At 41.1% G+C, this 18916-nt stretch carries 20 protein-coding genes; 3 read left to right on the top strand and 17 right to left on the bottom strand.

The features are described from left to right. Positions 1 to 232: 232 nt before the first annotated feature. Positions 233 to 1525 carry an NCS2 family permease gene (locus ACFOZY_RS01650; RefSeq protein ID WP_378151563.1) on the top strand — a complete coding sequence of 431 codons (1293 nt, stop codon included), beginning with the start codon at positions 233 to 235 and terminating at the stop codon, positions 1523 to 1525. A gap of 43 nt (positions 1526 to 1568) precedes the next feature. On the opposite strand, the gene ACFOZY_RS01645 is transcribed toward ACFOZY_RS01650, so the two are convergent. After that, positions 1569 to 2717, bottom strand: a complete 1149-nt coding sequence (locus ACFOZY_RS01645; RefSeq protein ID WP_378151561.1) for a DUF3221 domain-containing protein — start codon at positions 2715 to 2717, stop codon at positions 1569 to 1571. Positions 2718 to 2815: 98 nt separating this feature from the next. Further along, positions 2816 to 3094, bottom strand: coding sequence for a hypothetical protein (locus tag ACFOZY_RS01640; RefSeq protein WP_378151559.1), 279 nt, complete (start codon positions 3092 to 3094; stop codon positions 2816 to 2818). Between the two features lie 112 nt (positions 3095 to 3206). Here ACFOZY_RS01640 and ACFOZY_RS01635 point away from each other — a divergent pair, with 112 nt between their 5' ends. After that, positions 3207 to 3476: a small, acid-soluble spore protein, alpha/beta type gene (locus tag ACFOZY_RS01635; RefSeq protein ID WP_378151557.1), complete on the top strand. Its 270-nt coding sequence runs from the start codon at positions 3207 to 3209 to the stop codon at positions 3474 to 3476. A gap of 41 nt (positions 3477 to 3517) precedes the next feature. Here ACFOZY_RS01635 and ACFOZY_RS01630 read toward each other — a convergent pair whose 3' ends face one another. Together ACFOZY_RS01630 and ACFOZY_RS01625 are read right to left on the bottom strand one after the other, a co-directional pair. Beyond that, positions 3518 to 4345 (bottom strand): DegV family protein, encoded by an 828-nt coding sequence (locus ACFOZY_RS01630; RefSeq protein ID WP_378151555.1) that lies wholly within the window; start codon positions 4343 to 4345, stop codon positions 3518 to 3520. A 117-nt stretch (positions 4346 to 4462) separates the two neighbouring features. Continuing rightward, positions 4463 to 5272, bottom strand: coding sequence for an FRG domain-containing protein (locus ACFOZY_RS01625; protein ID WP_378151553.1), 810 nt, complete (start codon positions 5270 to 5272; stop codon positions 4463 to 4465). Positions 5273 to 5539: 267 nt separating this feature from the next. On the opposite strand from ACFOZY_RS01625, the gene ACFOZY_RS01620 reads away from it, so the two are divergent. After that, the gene (locus ACFOZY_RS01620; RefSeq protein WP_378151551.1) at positions 5540 to 7588 is read left to right on the top strand and encodes a thioredoxin domain-containing protein; all 2049 of its coding nucleotides are present in this window, start codon (positions 5540 to 5542) and stop codon (positions 7586 to 7588) included. 54 nt (positions 7589 to 7642) lie between these two features. On the opposite strand, the gene ACFOZY_RS01615 is transcribed toward ACFOZY_RS01620, so the two are convergent. The 13 genes from ACFOZY_RS01615 to ACFOZY_RS01555 form a co-directional block, all read right to left on the bottom strand. Then, positions 7643 to 9097: an alanine/glycine:cation symporter family protein gene (locus tag ACFOZY_RS01615; protein ID WP_378151549.1), complete on the bottom strand. Its 1455-nt coding sequence runs from the start codon at positions 9095 to 9097 to the stop codon at positions 7643 to 7645. 393 nt (positions 9098 to 9490) lie between these two features. Beyond that, entirely contained in the window at positions 9491 to 9982 is a 492-nt protein-coding gene (locus ACFOZY_RS01610; protein WP_378151547.1) for a GyrI-like domain-containing protein, read from the bottom strand. 13 nt (positions 9983 to 9995) lie between these two features. After that, positions 9996 to 10784 carry an MBL fold metallo-hydrolase gene (locus tag ACFOZY_RS01605; protein ID WP_378151545.1) on the bottom strand — a complete coding sequence of 263 codons (789 nt, stop codon included), beginning with the start codon at positions 10782 to 10784 and terminating at the stop codon, positions 9996 to 9998. A gap of 130 nt (positions 10785 to 10914) precedes the next feature. Further along, a complete protein-coding gene (locus ACFOZY_RS01600) occupies positions 10915 to 11466 on the bottom strand; it encodes a ribonuclease FAU-1 family protein (protein ID WP_378151543.1) in 552 nt (183 codons plus the stop codon). After that, on the bottom strand, positions 11441 to 11920 hold the full coding sequence (locus ACFOZY_RS01595) for an SRPBCC family protein (RefSeq protein WP_378151541.1): 480 nt from the start codon (positions 11918 to 11920) through the stop codon (positions 11441 to 11443). Before ACFOZY_RS01595 ends, ACFOZY_RS01600 begins: the two co-directional genes overlap by 26 nt. Positions 11921 to 12076: 156 nt before the next feature. Then, positions 12077 to 12448, bottom strand: coding sequence for a hypothetical protein (locus ACFOZY_RS01590; protein WP_378151539.1), 372 nt, complete (start codon positions 12446 to 12448; stop codon positions 12077 to 12079). Positions 12449 to 12565: 117 nt separating this feature from the next. Next, positions 12566 to 13228 carry a spore coat protein gene (locus ACFOZY_RS01585; RefSeq protein ID WP_378151537.1) on the bottom strand — a complete coding sequence of 221 codons (663 nt, stop codon included), beginning with the start codon at positions 13226 to 13228 and terminating at the stop codon, positions 12566 to 12568. 103 nt (positions 13229 to 13331) lie between these two features. Then, a complete protein-coding gene (locus ACFOZY_RS01580; RefSeq protein WP_378151535.1) occupies positions 13332 to 13913 on the bottom strand; it encodes a YdcF family protein in 582 nt (193 codons plus the stop codon). Between the two features lie 112 nt (positions 13914 to 14025). Then, the gene (locus tag ACFOZY_RS01575) at positions 14026 to 14778 is read right to left on the bottom strand and encodes an amino acid ABC transporter ATP-binding protein (RefSeq protein ID WP_378151533.1); all 753 of its coding nucleotides are present in this window, start codon (positions 14776 to 14778) and stop codon (positions 14026 to 14028) included. Further along, positions 14775 to 15512, bottom strand: a complete 738-nt coding sequence (locus ACFOZY_RS01570) for an amino acid ABC transporter permease (protein ID WP_378151531.1) — start codon at positions 15510 to 15512, stop codon at positions 14775 to 14777. Before ACFOZY_RS01570 ends, ACFOZY_RS01575 begins: the two co-directional genes overlap by 4 nt. Before the next feature lie 17 nt (positions 15513 to 15529). After that, positions 15530 to 16306, bottom strand: coding sequence for a basic amino acid ABC transporter substrate-binding protein (locus ACFOZY_RS01565; RefSeq protein ID WP_378151529.1), 777 nt, complete (start codon positions 16304 to 16306; stop codon positions 15530 to 15532). Between the two features lie 152 nt (positions 16307 to 16458). Further along, positions 16459 to 18084: a hypothetical protein gene (locus ACFOZY_RS01560; protein ID WP_378151527.1), complete on the bottom strand. Its 1626-nt coding sequence runs from the start codon at positions 18082 to 18084 to the stop codon at positions 16459 to 16461. Next, complete coding sequence (locus tag ACFOZY_RS01555) at positions 18071 to 18877, bottom strand: ABC transporter ATP-binding protein (RefSeq protein ID WP_378151525.1); 807 nt, start codon at positions 18875 to 18877, stop codon at positions 18071 to 18073. Before ACFOZY_RS01555 ends, ACFOZY_RS01560 begins: the two co-directional genes overlap by 14 nt. Positions 18878 to 18916 lie beyond the last annotated feature (39 nt).

Raw genomic sequence — 18916 nt, 5'->3', positions numbered from 1 at the left:
TCCACGTCACCGTGGACACCCTTGCGTTAAGCTAACTGTTACTTCTGCCTTCACAGTTCGGGACTTGCACCCTATAGACTACGCCCATGCCGGGCGCACATTACAAGAAGCATTCCCTAAATGGGAATGCTTCTTTTTTATCCAAAGAAAATATGGTATAATCAATGTTTGTGGCTGACCTGAAAAGGTATAGCGGGTAGGGAGAGGGACAACTGAATAGTAGGTTATCTACATGAAGAAACAAAAGAAAGGGGACTTTTTCGGTCTTCAGGAACATGGTACATCCTTTCAGCGTGAAGTAATGGCCGGTTTGGTCGGGTTCATTACGATTCTTTACATTATTGCTGTCAATTCGTTCATTTTATCGGAAGCAGGCATTCCTATTGAGGGAGCCATTTTGGCGACCATCCTTACATCCTTCGTCGGATGTCTGATTATGGGATTCTGGGCGAATGCACCGATTTTACTCGTGCCCGGTATGGGAATCAATGCATTATTTACGTACACACTTGTTGAATCGATGGGTTTGACTTGGCAGGAAGCTTTAGGCGTGGTCTTTGTTTCTGGAGTGGTTTTCGTCATTATTGCTTTTACACCATTGACGAAAATCTTGAATGAAGCGATTCCACAACTATTGAAAGAAGCCATTACAGTAGGACTTGGACTTTTCCTCATGCTAATTGGTCTCGAAAAGGGACAACTTGTCATGAGGGGCGAAAGTTCCATTATTGCACTCGGTGACTTTAGCCAGACCGGCGTACTTGTGACGGTTTTGACGTTCCTTGTGGCAATTGTTCTATTTTTACGGAATGTCAAAGGGAACTTCCTATGGACCATTTTGTTCGGCACTGTGCTTTCTGCTATTTTTGGCATACTGCCGGAAACAGGAGAAGCGACTGACTTAAGCAGCTACGGTTCCATATTTGGCGCGATGTCTTTCGATCGATGGATCTCACTGCCATTTTTGGTGGGTGTATTTTCTTTGACGATGGTAATCGTGTTTGAGAATATCGGTACGATCCATAGCCAAGTCCGGATGGCCGAACGCCCGGAAAAATTCAAGCGTGCCTTTCAGGCTAATGGTTTGGCGACCATGTTTTCTGGATTATTCGGTTCCAGTCCAACGGTTGCCACTGTAGAAAGCACCGCTGCCATTGCAGCAGGCGGAAGAACCGGATTGACTGCCATAACAACCGGTGCCTTGTTCCTATCATCGATTTTCTTTATTCCATATATTAAAATAATCCCCGATCAGGCAATTGCACCTATATTGATTATCATCGGCGGAATAATGGTTCAAAACATCCGGAACATGGACTTAAGTGATTTGACGGAGGCTTTTCCTGCCATCATCATTATTGCCATGATTCCATTTACGTACAGTATTGCGGACGGAATTGCACTCGGATTCATCCTCTATCCCCTTTTGAAACTTGCAAAAGGGCGTGCGAAGGAAGTATCCTCACCGCTGTACATCATATCCGGATTATTCTTGATCAATTTCATATTCCATTTTATCCAATGAAAAAGCGCTCCGTTAAAGGGGCGCTTTTCTTATCTCTTTTGCATTATTCATCTTTAAAGGTCAGCTCATAATCTTCGTCTTGTGAAATGCTAACGGTCCATTCATCTTTCTCCGAATTGTAGGTAATGCTCCCGATATTCGGTGCAAAGTTAGATTTCTTTTCAGCCTCTGAAATTGCTTTTAAAGCAATGATAGACTCCGACAAATCCGCACCGTCTGGTTTATAATCCGGAAGTAACTCAACAAAACTTGCCCGTCCCTGGGCAGGCATTGATTCCATTATACCTCCAGCAGCGGCTACAATGACACGCTGCCCTGCTTTCAATTTCTTTTCTGCACCTTTAAATTCAAAGTATGTCCAGTCCGTTAGAAAACGACCATCCCCGACGCTTACTATAATAGATCCTTCTTCAATCGGTTGTGCCGTGTATTCTTCCTCTGGATATTTCACGTCAGGCTCCCCTTCTTTCGGAATCATCCTTCCTTCCTGCGTGAACACTATGTTGTAACCAGCAAATGTCTCCTTCAGCTGCTCCATTTGTTCATTCTCCAAGAAGTTATGGCCGATTTGGATATTGCCAGTTAATGTATCAACCGATGCACTGTACGAGACGGCATCCGGATTGTAGTGATTCACGACGTATTGTTTTAATGCCTTAGCTACCTGATCCGTCAGTGTCCGCTGTTCAGCTTCCGTAAAGTCATTTTTGAAAAAATGAATGTACTTTGCTAAGATTTCTCCTCTATCCACTTTCTTTTGAAGAATATCCACGATTTGATTTAAACGTTCATCAGGCTTTTTTAGTCCGATCCAGAAACCGAGGTTCGACTCATCACCATAAAATAGAATCCCCTCTTCCCTAAATTCTTCTAAACCGTATACTTGATCGATCGCTTGAAGTGCCGCCTCGCCTTCAACTTGCTGGACAGTCAAGAGTTCAAGCAATGATTCTGACGGTTTCCCATGAAGTCCGTCCTTAAATTCCGGTTGCTCCGTAATTTCTTGCTTCACTTGATTCCGCTCTGGCGTTTCTGTAGCCGTCTGCTTCAGTTCTGCTATGATTTCACGTTCAGATTCCTGATCCTGTACTTTTGGAGCTTGTCCTAAAGATACTGGTTGTTTTCCCGAAGTCCCGCATCCAGCTAAGATTAACAATAATGCAACCCCTATAGGTAAGATGTATTTTTTCAAGTTTCTGCCCCCTATCAATGAATTTGACGGACAGACTCCTAATTCGTTACATTTTTTAAAAAAATTTAAAATGGACCACCATTTCGGCGGTCCTTATGTTAGAACTTAAAATTGGAAGATTCATTGATCGTGCTTGATTCATTTTCACCGCGCCAACCGCCTGGTCTTCTTCCTCCATCGTGGACCTTGAAAAGTGCAACTACTTCTTTAATCCGGATAGCGATCTTCACTTTTTCCCCATTCATATGGGTACGCAGGCCAAGTACATCGTTACCGACAAATTTTAATTTCCCGATATAAGGGCCAACTGTTGTCACAACTTGCACTTCTTCTCCTACCAGTTTATGTGCAAATTGGGCAAAATCCGATTTACTCATGTTTTCATCCCTCCCTAATCTTTAGTTAATGCAAAAAAATCAGAAAGGATTGGACTTTTTTTATATAAAATTTCCGGATTCGCCCACACTATATAAAAGGAGTTGAGAACATATGGCACGAAGCAACAGGATTTTAATCCCCGAAGCACGCGAAGGACTTGACCAATTGAAAACGCGCGTAATGAAAGAGCAAGGTTATATGGCAAACGATCCAGATACCATCAAATATGAGGTGGCCGAAGAAAACGGGATTCCGTTAACAGAAGGATATAACGGCAAACTCACTGCTGAACAGGCAGGAAAAATCGGAGGGCCGATCGGCGGCAACATGGTAAAGGAAATGATTCGTATGGCACAGCAACAAATGGCAAACAAACAATAGACAAATTGGGCCGCTCCTTTTAGGGAACGGCCCAATCTTTTTTAGAATGAAATAACAATGCCGCCTTTGCCGGCATATGTACCAATCGTGGAACCCATGAAATTCACGATGATCGCCTTTGGATTAAAATGTTCTATCAGTTGTTGCTTAAGTGATTCTACATCTTCTAAATTGGAGCCGGTATGGCTGATTCCGAAAATGGTATCGGAGAAGTCTTCTCTTCTCTCCCGGATCATTTCTATTGCCCGGCGATGGAACTTTTTCTTCCCTCTTACCTTTTCCGCCATTTCCACTTTCCCATCGATTGCCTCAAGAATCACCTTGATATCAAGGAACCGTGCAAGCGTTCCCTGAAATTTGCTTAACCGTCCGCCTTTTACTACGTTTTCAATCGTTTCAAGCAAGACGACAATTTTCATGTTTTCACGGAAAGTTGCAAGGCTACTTGTTATTTCATCGACGCTATTCCCTTCGGCCGCCATTTCAGCTGCCTTCAATACCTGCATACCTTGAGCCAACGTACCGCCAAGCGTATCAAATACCGTCACTTTTTCTTTTACCAAATCCTGAGCCAAAACAGCGGATTGATACGTTCCACTTAAATTGGATGAAAGCGTTAGGCAAAGTACCTCTTCGTCCGGCCCGGCCTTTGAAAATGCCTCTTTAAACACACCGGGAGTTGGTTGAGACGTTTTTGGCAATTCAGCAGAAGTCGCCATTTTCTTATAAAACTCTTCCGGTGATAGATCCACACCCTCTGCATACTCCTTACCATCAATGGTGACTGTTAAGGGAACAACTGTAATATCATATTTTTCAATCATTTCTTTTGGTAAATCCGCGGCACTGTCCGTAACAATTTTAATCATTGCAGTTACTCCTTCACTAAACACTAATCAATTATTCTATTTTCCACGATTCGCTTCTGAATAAACATTCTTTAACTATAACAGGTATCTGTTTTTTTAGCGAAAATATATGATAGCTTATTCACTAACAAATATATTTAACTTCAACGATTTGCAAAACCCCTCAAACCCCGGGTAAATCGTTTCATGTGTGATATTCATTTGCCTTAGTTTGTGCCAATATTCCAGGACATCCCGCTTCTTAAAAATGTACTTGAACGCCACGTATGTACCGCCTATTTTCCCATCTTCAATTCTATATACAGAAAGAATTTCATCAATCGTCTTATTGATCACGCTTGGTACGATGAAAAGGCCTTGCTGCTTCCGAATCCGTTCGTTTTTCTGCGTCGGATCGAATCTGAACAGGAAACGCTCATCTTTAATCTCTTCATCGAAAATATGATTCTTTAGCTCTCTATAAACATCAGCACCGTAATGTTCCTCGTTTAACCGCTCCAGTTCTTTAATATTCAATGCAAAAATGGCGAAGTCATCGTCTGCTCCATCGACTGCAAAGAAAGTCGCTATATAAGGTGAGTACGTCCAATCCAACAATCTTGTGGGTGTACCATAGTGCTGCATAATGGACAGAATTTCGGTACGATACCGAACCCACTCTTTCCGATTATCGGTTGTCGGCTCCTTCAACTGAAAAGGAGAGTAAAGATGGGAACTGCTTAAATATTCATCGATCATATTCTTTTCAATTACAACGCATGCGTCATTATCGAATCCTTGATGGAAATTATTGATTTCCCTGTTCAAAGAAGATTGGAGATTCCAAACTGTATCGCACTGTCCCCGGTAAATCCAGTTATTCAATTGCATTTGAGAGATGAGCTCGTTGAATTCATTCCAACTTTTAATGTGTATGTTCTTCCACATCTGAATCCCTCCGCAATTCTTTGTTTATCGTACTCTTTCCTCATTTTTGCCAATCCATACGCCTTAAAAATAGATCGGATTTGAATAGTTTCTTGATTGAATTTATAAAAAGGAGAATCCTGAAATTGGAGCATGGTCTGTTTAGAAATTACTATGCTATATATTCACCGTCGACTGCCCTGACTGCTTCACTTAACGGTTATAGATCGTCATTAGAGTCTTTGTTGCTCGTTTTGGGTACAATTCAAATAACGACAAAATATATAGGTGATTACTTTGCATTCCAATACAAAACCAAACCGATTAATTCATGAAAAGTCCCCTTATTTACTTCAACACGCCTATAACCCGGTGGACTGGTACCCATGGGGCGAGGAAGCGTTCGAAAAGGCAAAAGCTGAAAATAAACCTATATTCGTCAGCATAGGGTATAGCACTTGTCACTGGTGTCATGTGATGGAGCGGGAATCGTTCGAAGACGAGGAAGTGGCAAAATTCCTTAACGACCATTTCGTGTCGATTAAGGTTGACCGGGAGGAGCGGCCAGATATCGACTCCATTTATATGGACGTGTGCATTAAACAAAATGGAGAAGGTGGTTGGCCTCTTAACGGATTCCTAATGCCAGATCAAACACCGTTTTATATGGGCACGTATTTCCCGAAAGAAAGCAAATATGGACGTCCTGGAATGATGGATATACTGCCTCAGCTTCATGATCTTTACGTAAACAATCCTGAAAAGATCAAAGACGCCGGTGAACGGATGAAATACGCCATTCAGCCAAAGAGGAACCGAACTGAGGAAGAAGTTCCTGCACACTATACCCAATTTTCATTTACTTACTTGAGCCAAACATTCGATCCGCATTACGGCGGATTCGCGACCTCACCAAAATTCCCTACACCCGGGCAGTTGTTGTTCCTTCTACGATACTATCAGTGGAAGAAAGAAGACAAGGCGCTTGAGATGGTCGAAAAGACGCTGAATTCAATGGCGGACGGTGGAATTTATGACCACATCGGATACGGTTTCGCCCGATACTCAACGGACGAAATTTGGTTAGTCCCTCATTTCGAGAAGATGCTGTATGATAATGCTTTACTCATGATGGCTTATACGGAAGCTTATCAAGTAACGAAAAACGAACGTTATAAAGAGATTGTGTTCCAAACGGCCGAATTCATCTCTCGTGAGATGACGAGTCCGGAAGGCGGGTTTTATTCCGCAATTGATGCGGATAGTGAAGGAGCGGAAGGAACCTATTATCTTTGGACAGAAGATGAGGTGTATGAACTTTTAGGTGAGGATGATGCGGATATTTTCACGGAAGTTTACGACATCTCTCAAAGGGGCAATTTCGAAGGCAAAAATATACCGAACTTGGTCGAAACCGATTTAGGTGAGATGGCGGAAGAATTTAATCTCCCGATAGAAGAGTTAAAACAAAGGTTGGAAAAGAGCCGGATCAAGTTATTAGAGGCACGAGCCAAGCGGACGTATCCCCATTTGGATGATAAAATCCTCACCTCCTGGAACGGATTATGTATCGCCGCTTTAGCGAAAGCAGGTGCCGTATTTGCAGAACCTTCCTTTACGCAAATGGCGGAACGAGCAGAGACGTTCATTCGTGAAGAGTTATGGAAAGAGGATTTCTTACTCGCTCGCTACCGTGAAGGAGAGGCCAAGTATAAAGCCTATTTAGATGATTACGCGTTCCTGCTTTGGGGCTATTTGGAATTGCACCAATCAACTGGATCTATCGGCTACTTGCGTCAGGCACAAACATTGTCAAACATCCTCCATCAACGATTTGAGGATAAGGATATCGGTGGATTTTATTTTACAGATGAGGACGCTGAGAAATTACTGATCCGTGAGAAAACAGTACTGGACGGGGCACTCCCTTCCGGAAATGGGATAGCCGCCCTTCAATTATGGCGCTTATCGAAACTGACCGGTGATTCTGAGCTGATGAAAAAAGTGGAGAAAATGATTGATGCTTTCTCAGAGGAAGCGGCCGTGTATACAAGCGGTGTCCTTTCATTGCTCAGCGCAAGAATTGCCTTTGAAGTAGGCGGGAAGGAAATTGTCATCAGTGGAAATTCTTCCGAAGAACAACAAGAAGTATTGAAGCGACTCCAATCCGAATTCCATCCATATGATGTTTGGATCGTTACTACGAATGAGTCGGAACCTGCAGCACTAATAGAGGGGAAAGTGGTGAACGACCGTCCGCTTGCCGTATTCATCTGCGAGAATTCAGTCTGTCACACGCCGGTTCATAACAAAAACGAGGTATTTGAACAGTTATAAATGAAATAAGACAGAATCCGGAAAGATAACGGATTCTGTCTTTATATTTTCATATCATTTTTTAATCTTATCCTCATAAAACACATTGAAGTCCGGGTCGATTGTTCCGATATTCAAGTGTCTTGCCTTATAATCACGAAGTAACTCAAAGAACTTCTTGCTTAATACCATAATGACGACGAGGTTAATAAACGTTGGAATAGCCGTCGTAATATCCGCGAAATACCAGACAGCTTTCCCTGGAAGATTGTAGTAAACAGCATATACGACCATCAATAATCCCGGTACTGGATAGAGCCATTTATAGAAGGCAATCGTCTTGTTTTTCATTTTCACTTTCTTATCACCACCGAATAGATGGCGCAAAATGATTTCGTAATATGTGTACCACCCGGTCGTAGTCGTCAAGCCGAATATGAAAATGAAAATGGCGATGATATACCTGCCAATTTCTCCAATTCCGATTTCAAATGCGGATAACGTCAATGCCGCTCCATCCAATCCGGATGACCAAGCACCCGTAATGATAATGATGAAAGCGGTCATCGAACAAATAATAATCGTATCGACGAACACTTCAACTGCTCCCCACATCCCTTGCTTAATCGGATGATTTGTTTTTGCTGTGGAATGGATCATCGGGGAAGTACCCCAACCGGCTTCATTGCTATATACTGCTCTGGCAACACCCATCCGGATCACCTGAGCGATCACTGCACCCGTAAATCCTCCTACAGCAGCCATTCCAGAAAATGCACTGTCAAAAATTAGGGCAAAGACGGGACCGATTTGATCTAAATTCTTGAAGATAATGAACAAGGATGCCAGCACATAGAAGATGCTCATGAATGGAACCAGCTTTGCTGCAATTTCACCAACCCGTTTGATTCCCCCATAGATGATCAGATAAATAAGGGTTACGTAAATAAGTGAAGAAGGAATCATGCCAATATTAAATGTCGAGCTGACAGCTTCTGAAACCGTATAATTTTGAAGAGTAATGAAAAACGTTGTGAAAATACCGAACCCGAAGAGAATGGCAGGGATTTTCCAGAACTTGAACTTCTTTTCCTCACCTAAACCCTTTTCCATATAATAAGTAGGTCCGCCATATGGATTTCCTTTTTCATCTGAACTGCGGTAATGAACTGCCAATGACACTTCAACTGTCTTCGTCATCATACCTAAAAGTGCTGTAATCCACATCCAAAAGACTGCTCCCGGTCCCCCTACTGCGATCGCTGTAGCAACTCCGCCAATATTCCCGACCCCAACACTACCACCGATGGCAGTGGTGACTGCTTGGAAAGGAGTCAATACCCCTTTCTCGTGATCGGTCTTGTCCTTTTTGGAAAAAAGTTTACCGAACGTCGCCTTGAAAATATGGGGAAAATACCCGATTTGAAAGAACTTGCTGCCAACAGTAAAGTACAAACCAACAAACAATACAGTAAAAATCAGCGGCAATCCCCATAACCACCCGACAATTGATTCTAATATCTTATCCATTACATTCTCCCCTCCAACTGTCTGAATCTTTAGTCTACTCTATGAGTAAAAACGCGATTTGATACATGACTTTGGGGTGTAAATTAAAAATAGAGGACAATCGTGAAACGGAAGGATATTACTATACCGCAACATTTTTCAGAGGGAATGCCTGATGAACAAACGATGTGTGGGATTTTGAACTATCTTATTAATAATGCTGAATTTTGGTAGATAATGTGCAGACCTTATTCTTGTGCAATTGATACGAATCAAGTATTAGGCTGTAAGAGTAGAGTTACTTGAGAGAATACAGTTTTTCATTCCTGTATTAAAGAAAATGGCATTACGTGAAAAGTTACAATAACGTAAAAACAGAATCAGTTTTGGGCTGATTCTGTTTATTACTGGTAATTATGCAGTTTCTATCGGAATCATAATTGTGAAAGCAGGAGTTGTTGAAAATGGATCCTGGGCCATCGGGTATTTTTCAAAATGGGTCAATCCCGATTGACTTGCCTCCATCCCTTGCTCACGAATCCAAATATAAATCTGATTGTATGATTCCACTACACTTTCGCCTTTACGGTGATCGGTTTGTGCATATCGGTTTGCTGGAACCGATATGGAGACCATTCCTTCCGGTACCGAATCTGCATTTGACACTTCGACAGCCGCGTAATGAGTAAATCCTTCAGAATTTTCACTGGCATGATAAGAAAGCCCAAGTAATGTCTCGGGATTTACTTTTCCGCTGATTTCTTCCAACCGGTTTTTAAGCTCCGCCTGGATTCTCCGGATCCCTCCATCAGCCGCTTCAGCAAATGTGCCCTCCCATTTGAATCCAATTGCTAAAAACTCTTCCTTGCTAACTATTTCAAACTCCTTCTTTTGTTCAACTGACATCTGTTTTCCTCCTCTATTTGGACAAAACTGAATTTACAATATGTCTTGGTGAATTTTCGAAAAATGATAATAGATGCATCGCATGTCGTTTCGGGAACATCTTTTTATGGATTTCCCGCGGAGTCAGTCCCAACCCTTCAAGATATTGAACTTCGGAAATCACGTTCTCCAAGTATTCGAGTTTCTTTTGGATTGCCTGTCTTCCCTTTGGCAATACACCTGCATGCGAGCAAATATACGTATCAAAATCGTAGCAGAGGATTTTACGCAATGACTCTGCCATGACCGGAAACGATTCGAAAGCAAATGCACTTTTCGGCTTAGGGTGTACATACAAATCTCCGCCAATCATCCATCCTTTCTCCTGATTAAACAAGGCGATATGATCATCAGCATGACCAGGTGTATGGATGACCTTCCACGTATAGTTCAATGATTCATGCGTGTCTCCAATCGGGATGGGACTGAACGGAGGCCGCTCACCCCAAAACACCCTCCTGTATAAAGGGAGCTTCATCTCCTCAATACAATGGCTCACTCCCGCTTCATGAATATAAAGAGGAATCCTCACCTTATTTTGAGCCCAGGCGGCCATACCTGTATGGTCTTCATGATGATGTGTCAGAACGACTTGTTCCGGACTCCATTGACTGAATAACTGAATCATTTCATCTTTCTTCTTGAAAGGGCCAGTATCAATCATCATCCCATCGATGAGATAAACAGATACTGTCATGGAATGCCTCCCCCACCGATTGATAATTTCTGCTTGTTTCAAATCTTCAAACGTAGTAAATTTCATTTCAGCTTTTGCTCCTCATTATGTAAACGACTAAGATGTTAGGTTCAATTAAAGGACATCTTCTATTTGAATAGTACAAAAATAGTAAACAGTAAAACAAGATAAGATTTTGTCGCACATGAAAAAGGGATCATGAACTCGTCAACTTTTTCTTTAATTCTTCGAAATGGCGGGCAGTTTCAGTTAGTAAAGAGAAACGTTGTTGGGAAATCTCTTCTATTAGCCGATTGAATTCATGCGTAGCCAATTCAACTTCTGACTCCGAGAGCAAGTTTTCGCTCTTGGCTATCATAAACTCATCCACGTCCAACTCAATTAATTGACCATCGGGTAAGACAACTATATCCAAAATCAGATCATCGAGCCATGGTCCTTTATCCGGATTATAGCCAACTCTCAGACATATATCGATATACCACTGTATAATATGTCCTTCCGAATCCAACATCGTTGTAACTGAATAATGTCCTTTTTCAGGGAAGTACTGCATCCAATAATAACCGTCATCTACAATGCACAGTGAAGTGTTTCCATATGTAACATGCAACGGTTCAGTTACTTTTAACATCTGCAATAGTGTTAAATGCCCCTTAAACGACTTTTCCTCTACGAATGATTCAATATACCTTCTTTCCAGAATCCTTTTCCAGTCAGACCTACTCCCATACTTCATAGTCACCATACGCTTTGTCCTCCGCTATTCTTTTCAGTTGCCATGCCCGTTGGGTTAAAAAACGATGCATGTATCTTCTCAAAAATAACCAGTCTGCAAGCATACCAAAGAAACCGAACGGAGCCTTATATTCAAATCTGTCGATCATGACCGTTCCTTCATCCTTTGATGAAAATTGATGAAGATGCGTAAAAGATTGAAAAGCTCCTTTTACCTGTATATCGGTAAAATCAAACGGCCGATTCATCTCCGTTACTTTTGCAGTCAATTTTTGCTTTATTCCAAAATGAACAGCCTGCCATGTAACAGTATCCCCGGGCTCCAGTAAACCATTTATAACTCCACCAACAGCATGTTCCTTTGTCTTGAATGTAGTTTTTGTGTGAATATCAACATTCCTTGCCAAGTCAAAACAAAGCGAAATTGGTGCTCGGATGTACGTTTCAATACTGATTACAGGCATAAAATCACTTCCCCTTAAATCTATTCGCCTCTTAACCGGTAAATCCTTTCTTAAACGTCACAAAATGATGAACAAAGCTTTTTCCAATAACAAAACATCCTACCTAATGGAATTCAGGCAGGATGTAAAAACGTTCGTTATTTGTACTTCAATGGTTTAAGCACTCTTCACATTCTTCAAAACATTATAGACGAAGACCAGTACACTTAAGACTACAATCGTGGCGCCAATTGAGATCGCCGGTGTGAAAGCTGCGGACCCTGTCAACAATAGGGCAGCCAAACCAAGCATCATAATTGGTAGTCCGATGTTCGCACCCCAAAAATGGAACTTGGCAAGCTTGTTGTTTACTGCTGCCGGATATAAATGATAAATGATTCCTGCAAGTGCCATAGAGGCCCATCCGAGTAAATTGATATGGACGTGAACACCAGTCAACACGTAATTATGTGCCATTGACATATACATTCCCAACAATACACCAATCGCAAAATATACAGCCGAAATCCGAATAAATCGAGCTGCCATTACCTTTTCCCCTCCCTTCCAATAGTTGTTTGTTCCTATTGATAATGTATTTATGTAAGCAGCCGAGTATGCTGTGCCAAAATAAAAAAAGAGAGGGAATAACCCTCTCTCTTCTTACTATTGCATATTATTCGGCATTTGAGCTTGACCTTGCCCCATTTGGCCTTGCACTGGGGCAAACGCATTCAAAAGTTGCTGCATATCCTGTTGGGCTAATTGTGGTACTTGATAGTACTTATGCTTGTTCATGTAAATTGATATTTCATACGCCATCTCGATACAGTTCGGAACTGAATCGGCTAAAACACGGCGAACGACAGGATTAGTCGCTTCAAGCGCAGCCATCGTCTTACCCGATGCGTTCATCTTATGGGATGAAAGAAGGAAACCTGCAATGATTTCATCTGAGATTTCAGAGGCATTCTGGATCGGTTTTTTTGGCTGAGTTGCCTGCATCCCGTAAATGAAATCATTTCCTGTAGTCATCTTATAACTTTGTGTCGGATGGGATGGGTCCTGACCTGTCTTAAAACACTCCACCGTAATATTGTATTCGTCAGCGAAGAAACGATATTGACGATCTAAAATATCACGAAGTTCCGGATCTTTTACATGTGAACGGAAAAGTGTCATCTGATTCATCGTTCCGATTGCACCAGATAACACCTCATGTACGTCAAATAATTCATGTCCACCGTGATTCATTTGCTGGCTAACGGTTCCCGTATGCATATTCTGATGCGTTTGCTGACCAGTTTGACCTGAATAGTTTTGTGTCATATCCTCGCTCCTCCCGAATATTCGATGCTTTGAGCATCGTGTATAGTATGGTTGCAGCGAATGGCGATATGTATGTAAACGCTAAAATTGAAAAAACTAAACATTATTCTCCAAACAAAACTGTTTTTAAAAGAGCAAGACGTTCGCGCGTCTTCAATTTAGTTTCGACCACTTTTGGTGTATTAGCCAAAACCGAGTCAGTTGACTCAAAACCAATTTTTTCTGCGAGTAGCCGAGCTCTCGCCAAGTGATAATCACTCGTGATGATGGTTACGGATTTAACAGATTCAGGCATAAGCTCTTTTGAGTAAAGTAGATTTTCATAGGTTGTAGTAGATTCCTCTTCTAATACTAATCGTTCTTCATTAATTCCTTTTTCAACTAAATACCTTCTCATCGCTTCCGCTTCGGTCATCATTTCATCCGGTCCTTGACCACCCGATAATATTAATTTTACATGTGGATATTTTTCAGCATAGTCGAGAGCTGCATCAATTCGATAATGCAATGATAAAGATGGTACTTCCCCGTTAACCTTTGCCCCTAAAACTATAGCATACTCGTTGGTCCCATCAGCTTCAGGCGTCAATCCCTCTTCCATCCACCTACCGGTTAGGGCCCAAAAGCCAATAGCCGATCCCCCAATCAAAATACATATAGTTGTTATTTTCCACGAAATCGACATTCCTCCACCCCTTTCCTAATAGGACGACCTCTTATTAATTTCGGTTCTTTCTGTTCGATACTTCATGTTATGAAACACCGCCTATGAAAATGGCATAAAAAATACTCCCACATTATAGTGGGAGCGATTCTTCATTGGCACTCCATAGCACCTTGCTTAAGAATTCTTTCGTTCGTTCACTTTTCGGATTGCCGAAAATTTGTTCAGGAGGTCCTTCTTCTACCAACAGTCCTTGGTCCATGAACAAAACACGGTCGCCCATGCCGCGGGCGAATCCCATTTCGTGGGTGACGACAACCATCGTCATCCCTTCAAGGGCCAGCTGCTTCATGACGTCGAGCACTTCCTTCACCATTTCCGGGTCAAGTGCGGAAGTCGGTTCATCAAACAGCATCACTTTCGGCTGCATCGCCAATGCTCTGGCAATCGCTACACGCTGCATTTGCCCACCCGAAAGTTGTTCAGGGTACGCATCCGCTTTGTCACTCAGCCCTACTTTTTCTAATAATTTTCGCGCAAGCCCTTCTGCATCCTTCGGGTTCATCTTCCGAATCTTAATCGGTGCTACCGTAATGTTATCCAACACCCGCATATGCGGGAATAAATTGAACTGCTGGAACACCATGCCCACTTCTTTACGAATTTTATTGATATCCGTATTCGGATCGTTGACCTTCATGCCATCGATGTACACTTCTCCAGACGTAATTTCCTCAAGAAGATTTATACAACGAAGGAAAGTACTCTTCCCAGAGCCACTTGGTCCGATGACACAAATTACTTCCTTTTCCTTAATTTCATAATCTATTCCCTTCAGAACACTTAAATCGCCAAAAGACTTATGCAAATCTCTAATCGATATCAATTTGAACCGCCTCCTAATGCTTGACCTCCGGAAGCGAACAGAGCCTTTCGTTTTTTAGGTACGTAACTATTACTGAAACGTTTCTCCACATAAGTAATCAATTTCCCGAAAATGAATGTCAGGAACAGATAGATGATGGCAATGGTGATATAAGGCTCCCAAAAACGTAAATAGGCACCTGCTACGATTTTTGCGGCGTACAAAAGGTCTGTCGCTGCAAGTACACTCACCAAAGATGTATCTTTCAGCAGTGCGATTAATTCGTTGCCTAACGGCGGAATCATTCTTCTCATCGCTTGTGGTAGAATTACAATTTTCATTGCAGTGTTTGGCGGCATCCCGAGGGATCTTGCTGCCTCCATCTGTCCCTTTTCAATCGATTCGATTCCTGCTCGGATGATTTCGGCATTATAGGCTGCACTATTTAAGATCAATGCAATCGATCCGGTTACGAAGAAACCTAAAGAGTGCCCGAAAATAGTAGGAATCACAGCATAATGAATTAATAAAATTTGTACGAGTAAAGGAGTTCCTCTGAAAAAATCCACATAGAATTTAGTCGGGTAAAAAATCCACTTTTTCTTGGATATCTTCCCGATTCCTACTAGTAGGCCTAAAACGATTCCCCCGATATATCCGACAAATGTTAACGCCAATGTAACAAAGATTCCTCGGATAAACATCTCGCGGTAGTTCCATATCATATCCCATCGGATATCCGGCAGAAAGTCCATTCATACACCCCCTGAAGCTATTCCACTTTAAAACCAGCTAGTTCTTCAAGCTTTCCGCTCTCTTTAATTTTCTTGATTCCTTCATTCAGAATTTCCACGAGTTCTTCGTTCCCTTTTTTCACCATGAGCCCGTAATACTCTTTTTCAAAAGAATCATCATTAATCGTTTTCAGTTTAACGTTCGGGTTATTTTTTTGATAATCGAGAAGAACAAAGTTGTCGCCTACTGCAGCGTCCGCGTTACCAATAATCATTTCTTGTATGGCCAACGGCATGGATTCAGGAGCTAAAATGTTAGCACTCGTCTTCCCTAACAATTTTTCTACAACTTTATGGCCTGTCGTACTAATTTGTACAGCCACTTTTTTGTCTTTCAAATCCTTGAATGATTCAACTGGAGAATCTTCAGGAACCAAAATCAATTGATTCGCAATGAAATATGGATCTGTGAAATCATACTCTTTCTTCCGATCATCAGTAATCGTGATAGAAGAAACAGCGAAGTCCACTTCCTCATTCTTTACAGCTGAAAATAGCGGCTCCCAACCGTAGTTTTTATATTCGACTTTAATACCGGCTGCTTCCGCTATGGCATTAACGATTTCAATATCAATCCCCACGATATTCCCCTTGTCATCCATATACTCCATCGGTGCATATGTTGCATCGGTTCCGACAACATATACTTTTTCCCCTGCGTCTGCGGAACCTCCCCCACTTGTTCCGCATGCAGTTAAGAACATACTGAATGCCAAAAGCATTCCTAATGCGATATAACGTACTCCCCTTTTCAATGGAAAACCCCCTTAATTGTTTATTCTCCCATTATATTATCCCGATATAATGAATATTCAAAATATTAAGGATAATTACTACCATCATATAATAAGAGGTTGATAGTTTCAATATAAGACTGTATTTGTCCATGCAAAAATACCCATTGCCATCAGGCAACAGGTAAGGAAATACGGAATAAACGATTCCAATAAATAACCACCGTACATAATAGAATTACTAAATAAATATAAATCCCCAAAGTGAATGATTGGAAAATCAAATGGACAACAAAGAATAATCCTGGAGTTAGTGTTAGGAAAAACATTTTAAACGAGTTACCTTCCTGCACCGTGTTAAATGGCACAGTAAACGGATACTTTGTATCATGGATAGCTTTGAAAATAATCAGTGCTGAAATGATATGCCCTAAGAATACGGCCATTAAATCAGGAAGTATTTCAATTGAGAAGATCCATATATACGCAAAAGATACCAATAAGAAAACTGGTAGATAGAGTTTCAATAAGACCGTCTTGATGGCTGCACTAAATAATCTCTTTTCAGCGTGAGGGGACATGGTGAAGATCCATGCTCCTTTATAATTGTTAGAGTACTTTAGCATTTGTATAGAAGTTACTAACACCAAGCCACAAAGGTAAATCGACATGAAATAGTTACTATTTCTCAATTCTTCAAAAGAGCTGGCACGATATTCATTGAATAGAATGAGGAACGGCAGAAACATTGCAATTCCCAAACCCGGGTACACTTTCAGCCTGAAGTCCCGTTCACGCGAAATCATAATAGAGGAAAATCTAAAAAAGGTCCTCTCTTTTTTTGTTCTACACAATAATTTCGAGCAAAAATCATCCCAAATGACCCGCTTCTTTTTGTCAGTTGAAACTTCCCTCATTTTTTCTAAATACCGTTCAAAAGCTGGCATCATTTTAATGTAAATCACCAAAGCAATCACTGGAATACCAATAGAAAGCAAAGAAAGCAGGTTAATTGACCATGATGTGTTACCTGATAGAACCAGTTCAAAAGGCGCCGCAAACCATAGAGGCGGAATGAGCAGATGCCACCAACTATACTCATATATAAATTCAAACGAACTAAAGTCGAATAGTCTAACTAATACTTGAAAGCCGACAAAGATTGCAACAGAAAGTATGATCTGGACATAGTTGATAACATCTTTTAGCCGTTCTCCATCTAAAAATCGTAAAATCAAAAAATAGATGAGGGCCGTAAAAACAATTAAAAAGACACTCAGTGCAATCATTTCTACTATAAACAACATGACAAAAAGGATGCCTCGATTAATCAACATGAAAACAATTGGTATAGTAGTCAGTGCAACGATAATCATCAATAGGTAAATGACCATATGAATCGTTTTTGCTGCGGTAATTGTCCGGTTACTTACCGGTTTAGTGTGTAAAATATGGCGGTCATTTATATCTAACATTGTCGATGAAAAGTCAGCAATCATGGTCGTAATCAAAATAAAAAAGAGCACCCCAAAAATCAAACTCATTTGGATAAAAGCATGATCTCCAAAAAGCAAAAACGGAATGAGGATTAATCCATAAAGGGCATAGATTCCTAACGAACGAAGAAAATAATTTTTTTCTTCATCTATTTTTGATTCATTTAATATCGATGGAATCCTCCGACGGTCCATCATCAGCTTTACCTTCAGAATGGATCTCATGACGTTGTAATCAATGCCCATTTTGAAAAAGAGCCCTTTAAAAATATCCAAAAATCGGAGGGAATTAAACTGACTCATATTCTTTTCCCTCACTTATAATAGAGACTACATCTTGGGCAATCGATTTATGTTGATGGAATCCAGTCAGTTGATTAAAAATTTCTTCAAGTGTGCCTTCTTCACTTTTCTCCTTCAGCTCCTCAAAGCTCCCATCTGCCATAATTGTTCCATTAACCAAGAGAATAATTCGGTTACTGATTTTTTCAACAACATCCATAATATGTGATGAATAAAAGATGGTCTTTCCCCTTTCAGCGAGCTGAGTCATCAATTCTTTTATAATGACAACACTATTGGCATCTAATCCACTTAATGGCTCATCAAAAAATAATAGATCCGGATCGTGGAGTAAGCTCGAAATGATCAGTACCTTCTGTTTCATTCCTTTTGAAAAAGATGAAATCCGGGAATGAAATACTTCCTCTATTCCAAACTCCTTCATCAGCTTCCTTGCCTTTTCTTCTGCAATCGAACTATCCATCCCATATAGTTCGCCAACGAAGACCAAATATTCTGCAGCCGTTAGATTCTCGTACAATTCTGCCGTCTCCGGCACGTAGCCAATTTTTCGTTTATATGTATAATTGTCAGAAGAAATATCTTTACCAAATAGTTCAACAGAACCACTATAACCATCCAATAGGCCAAGCATAATTTTTACAGTTGTGCTCTTCCCTGCACCATTTGGTCCGATGTATCCAATGATCTGCCCCTTATAGACTTCCAAGTCAATTCCATTCAGAACTGTTTTGTTCCCGAATTTCTTTGAAAGACTTTTAATGCACAGTACCACTTCCCCAGTGTTTTTCATAAGTACCCCCTTGTCTCTTAATCTTACTAATTTTAGCAC

The organism is Chungangia koreensis, from assembly GCF_042651785.1.
In the GTDB taxonomy this organism is placed as follows: Bacteria; Bacillota; Bacilli; order Bacillales_A; family Planococcaceae; genus Chungangia; species Chungangia koreensis.
The sequence above is the reverse complement of the archived record's forward strand: the minus strand, read 5'-3'. Positions and strand labels throughout refer to the sequence as shown.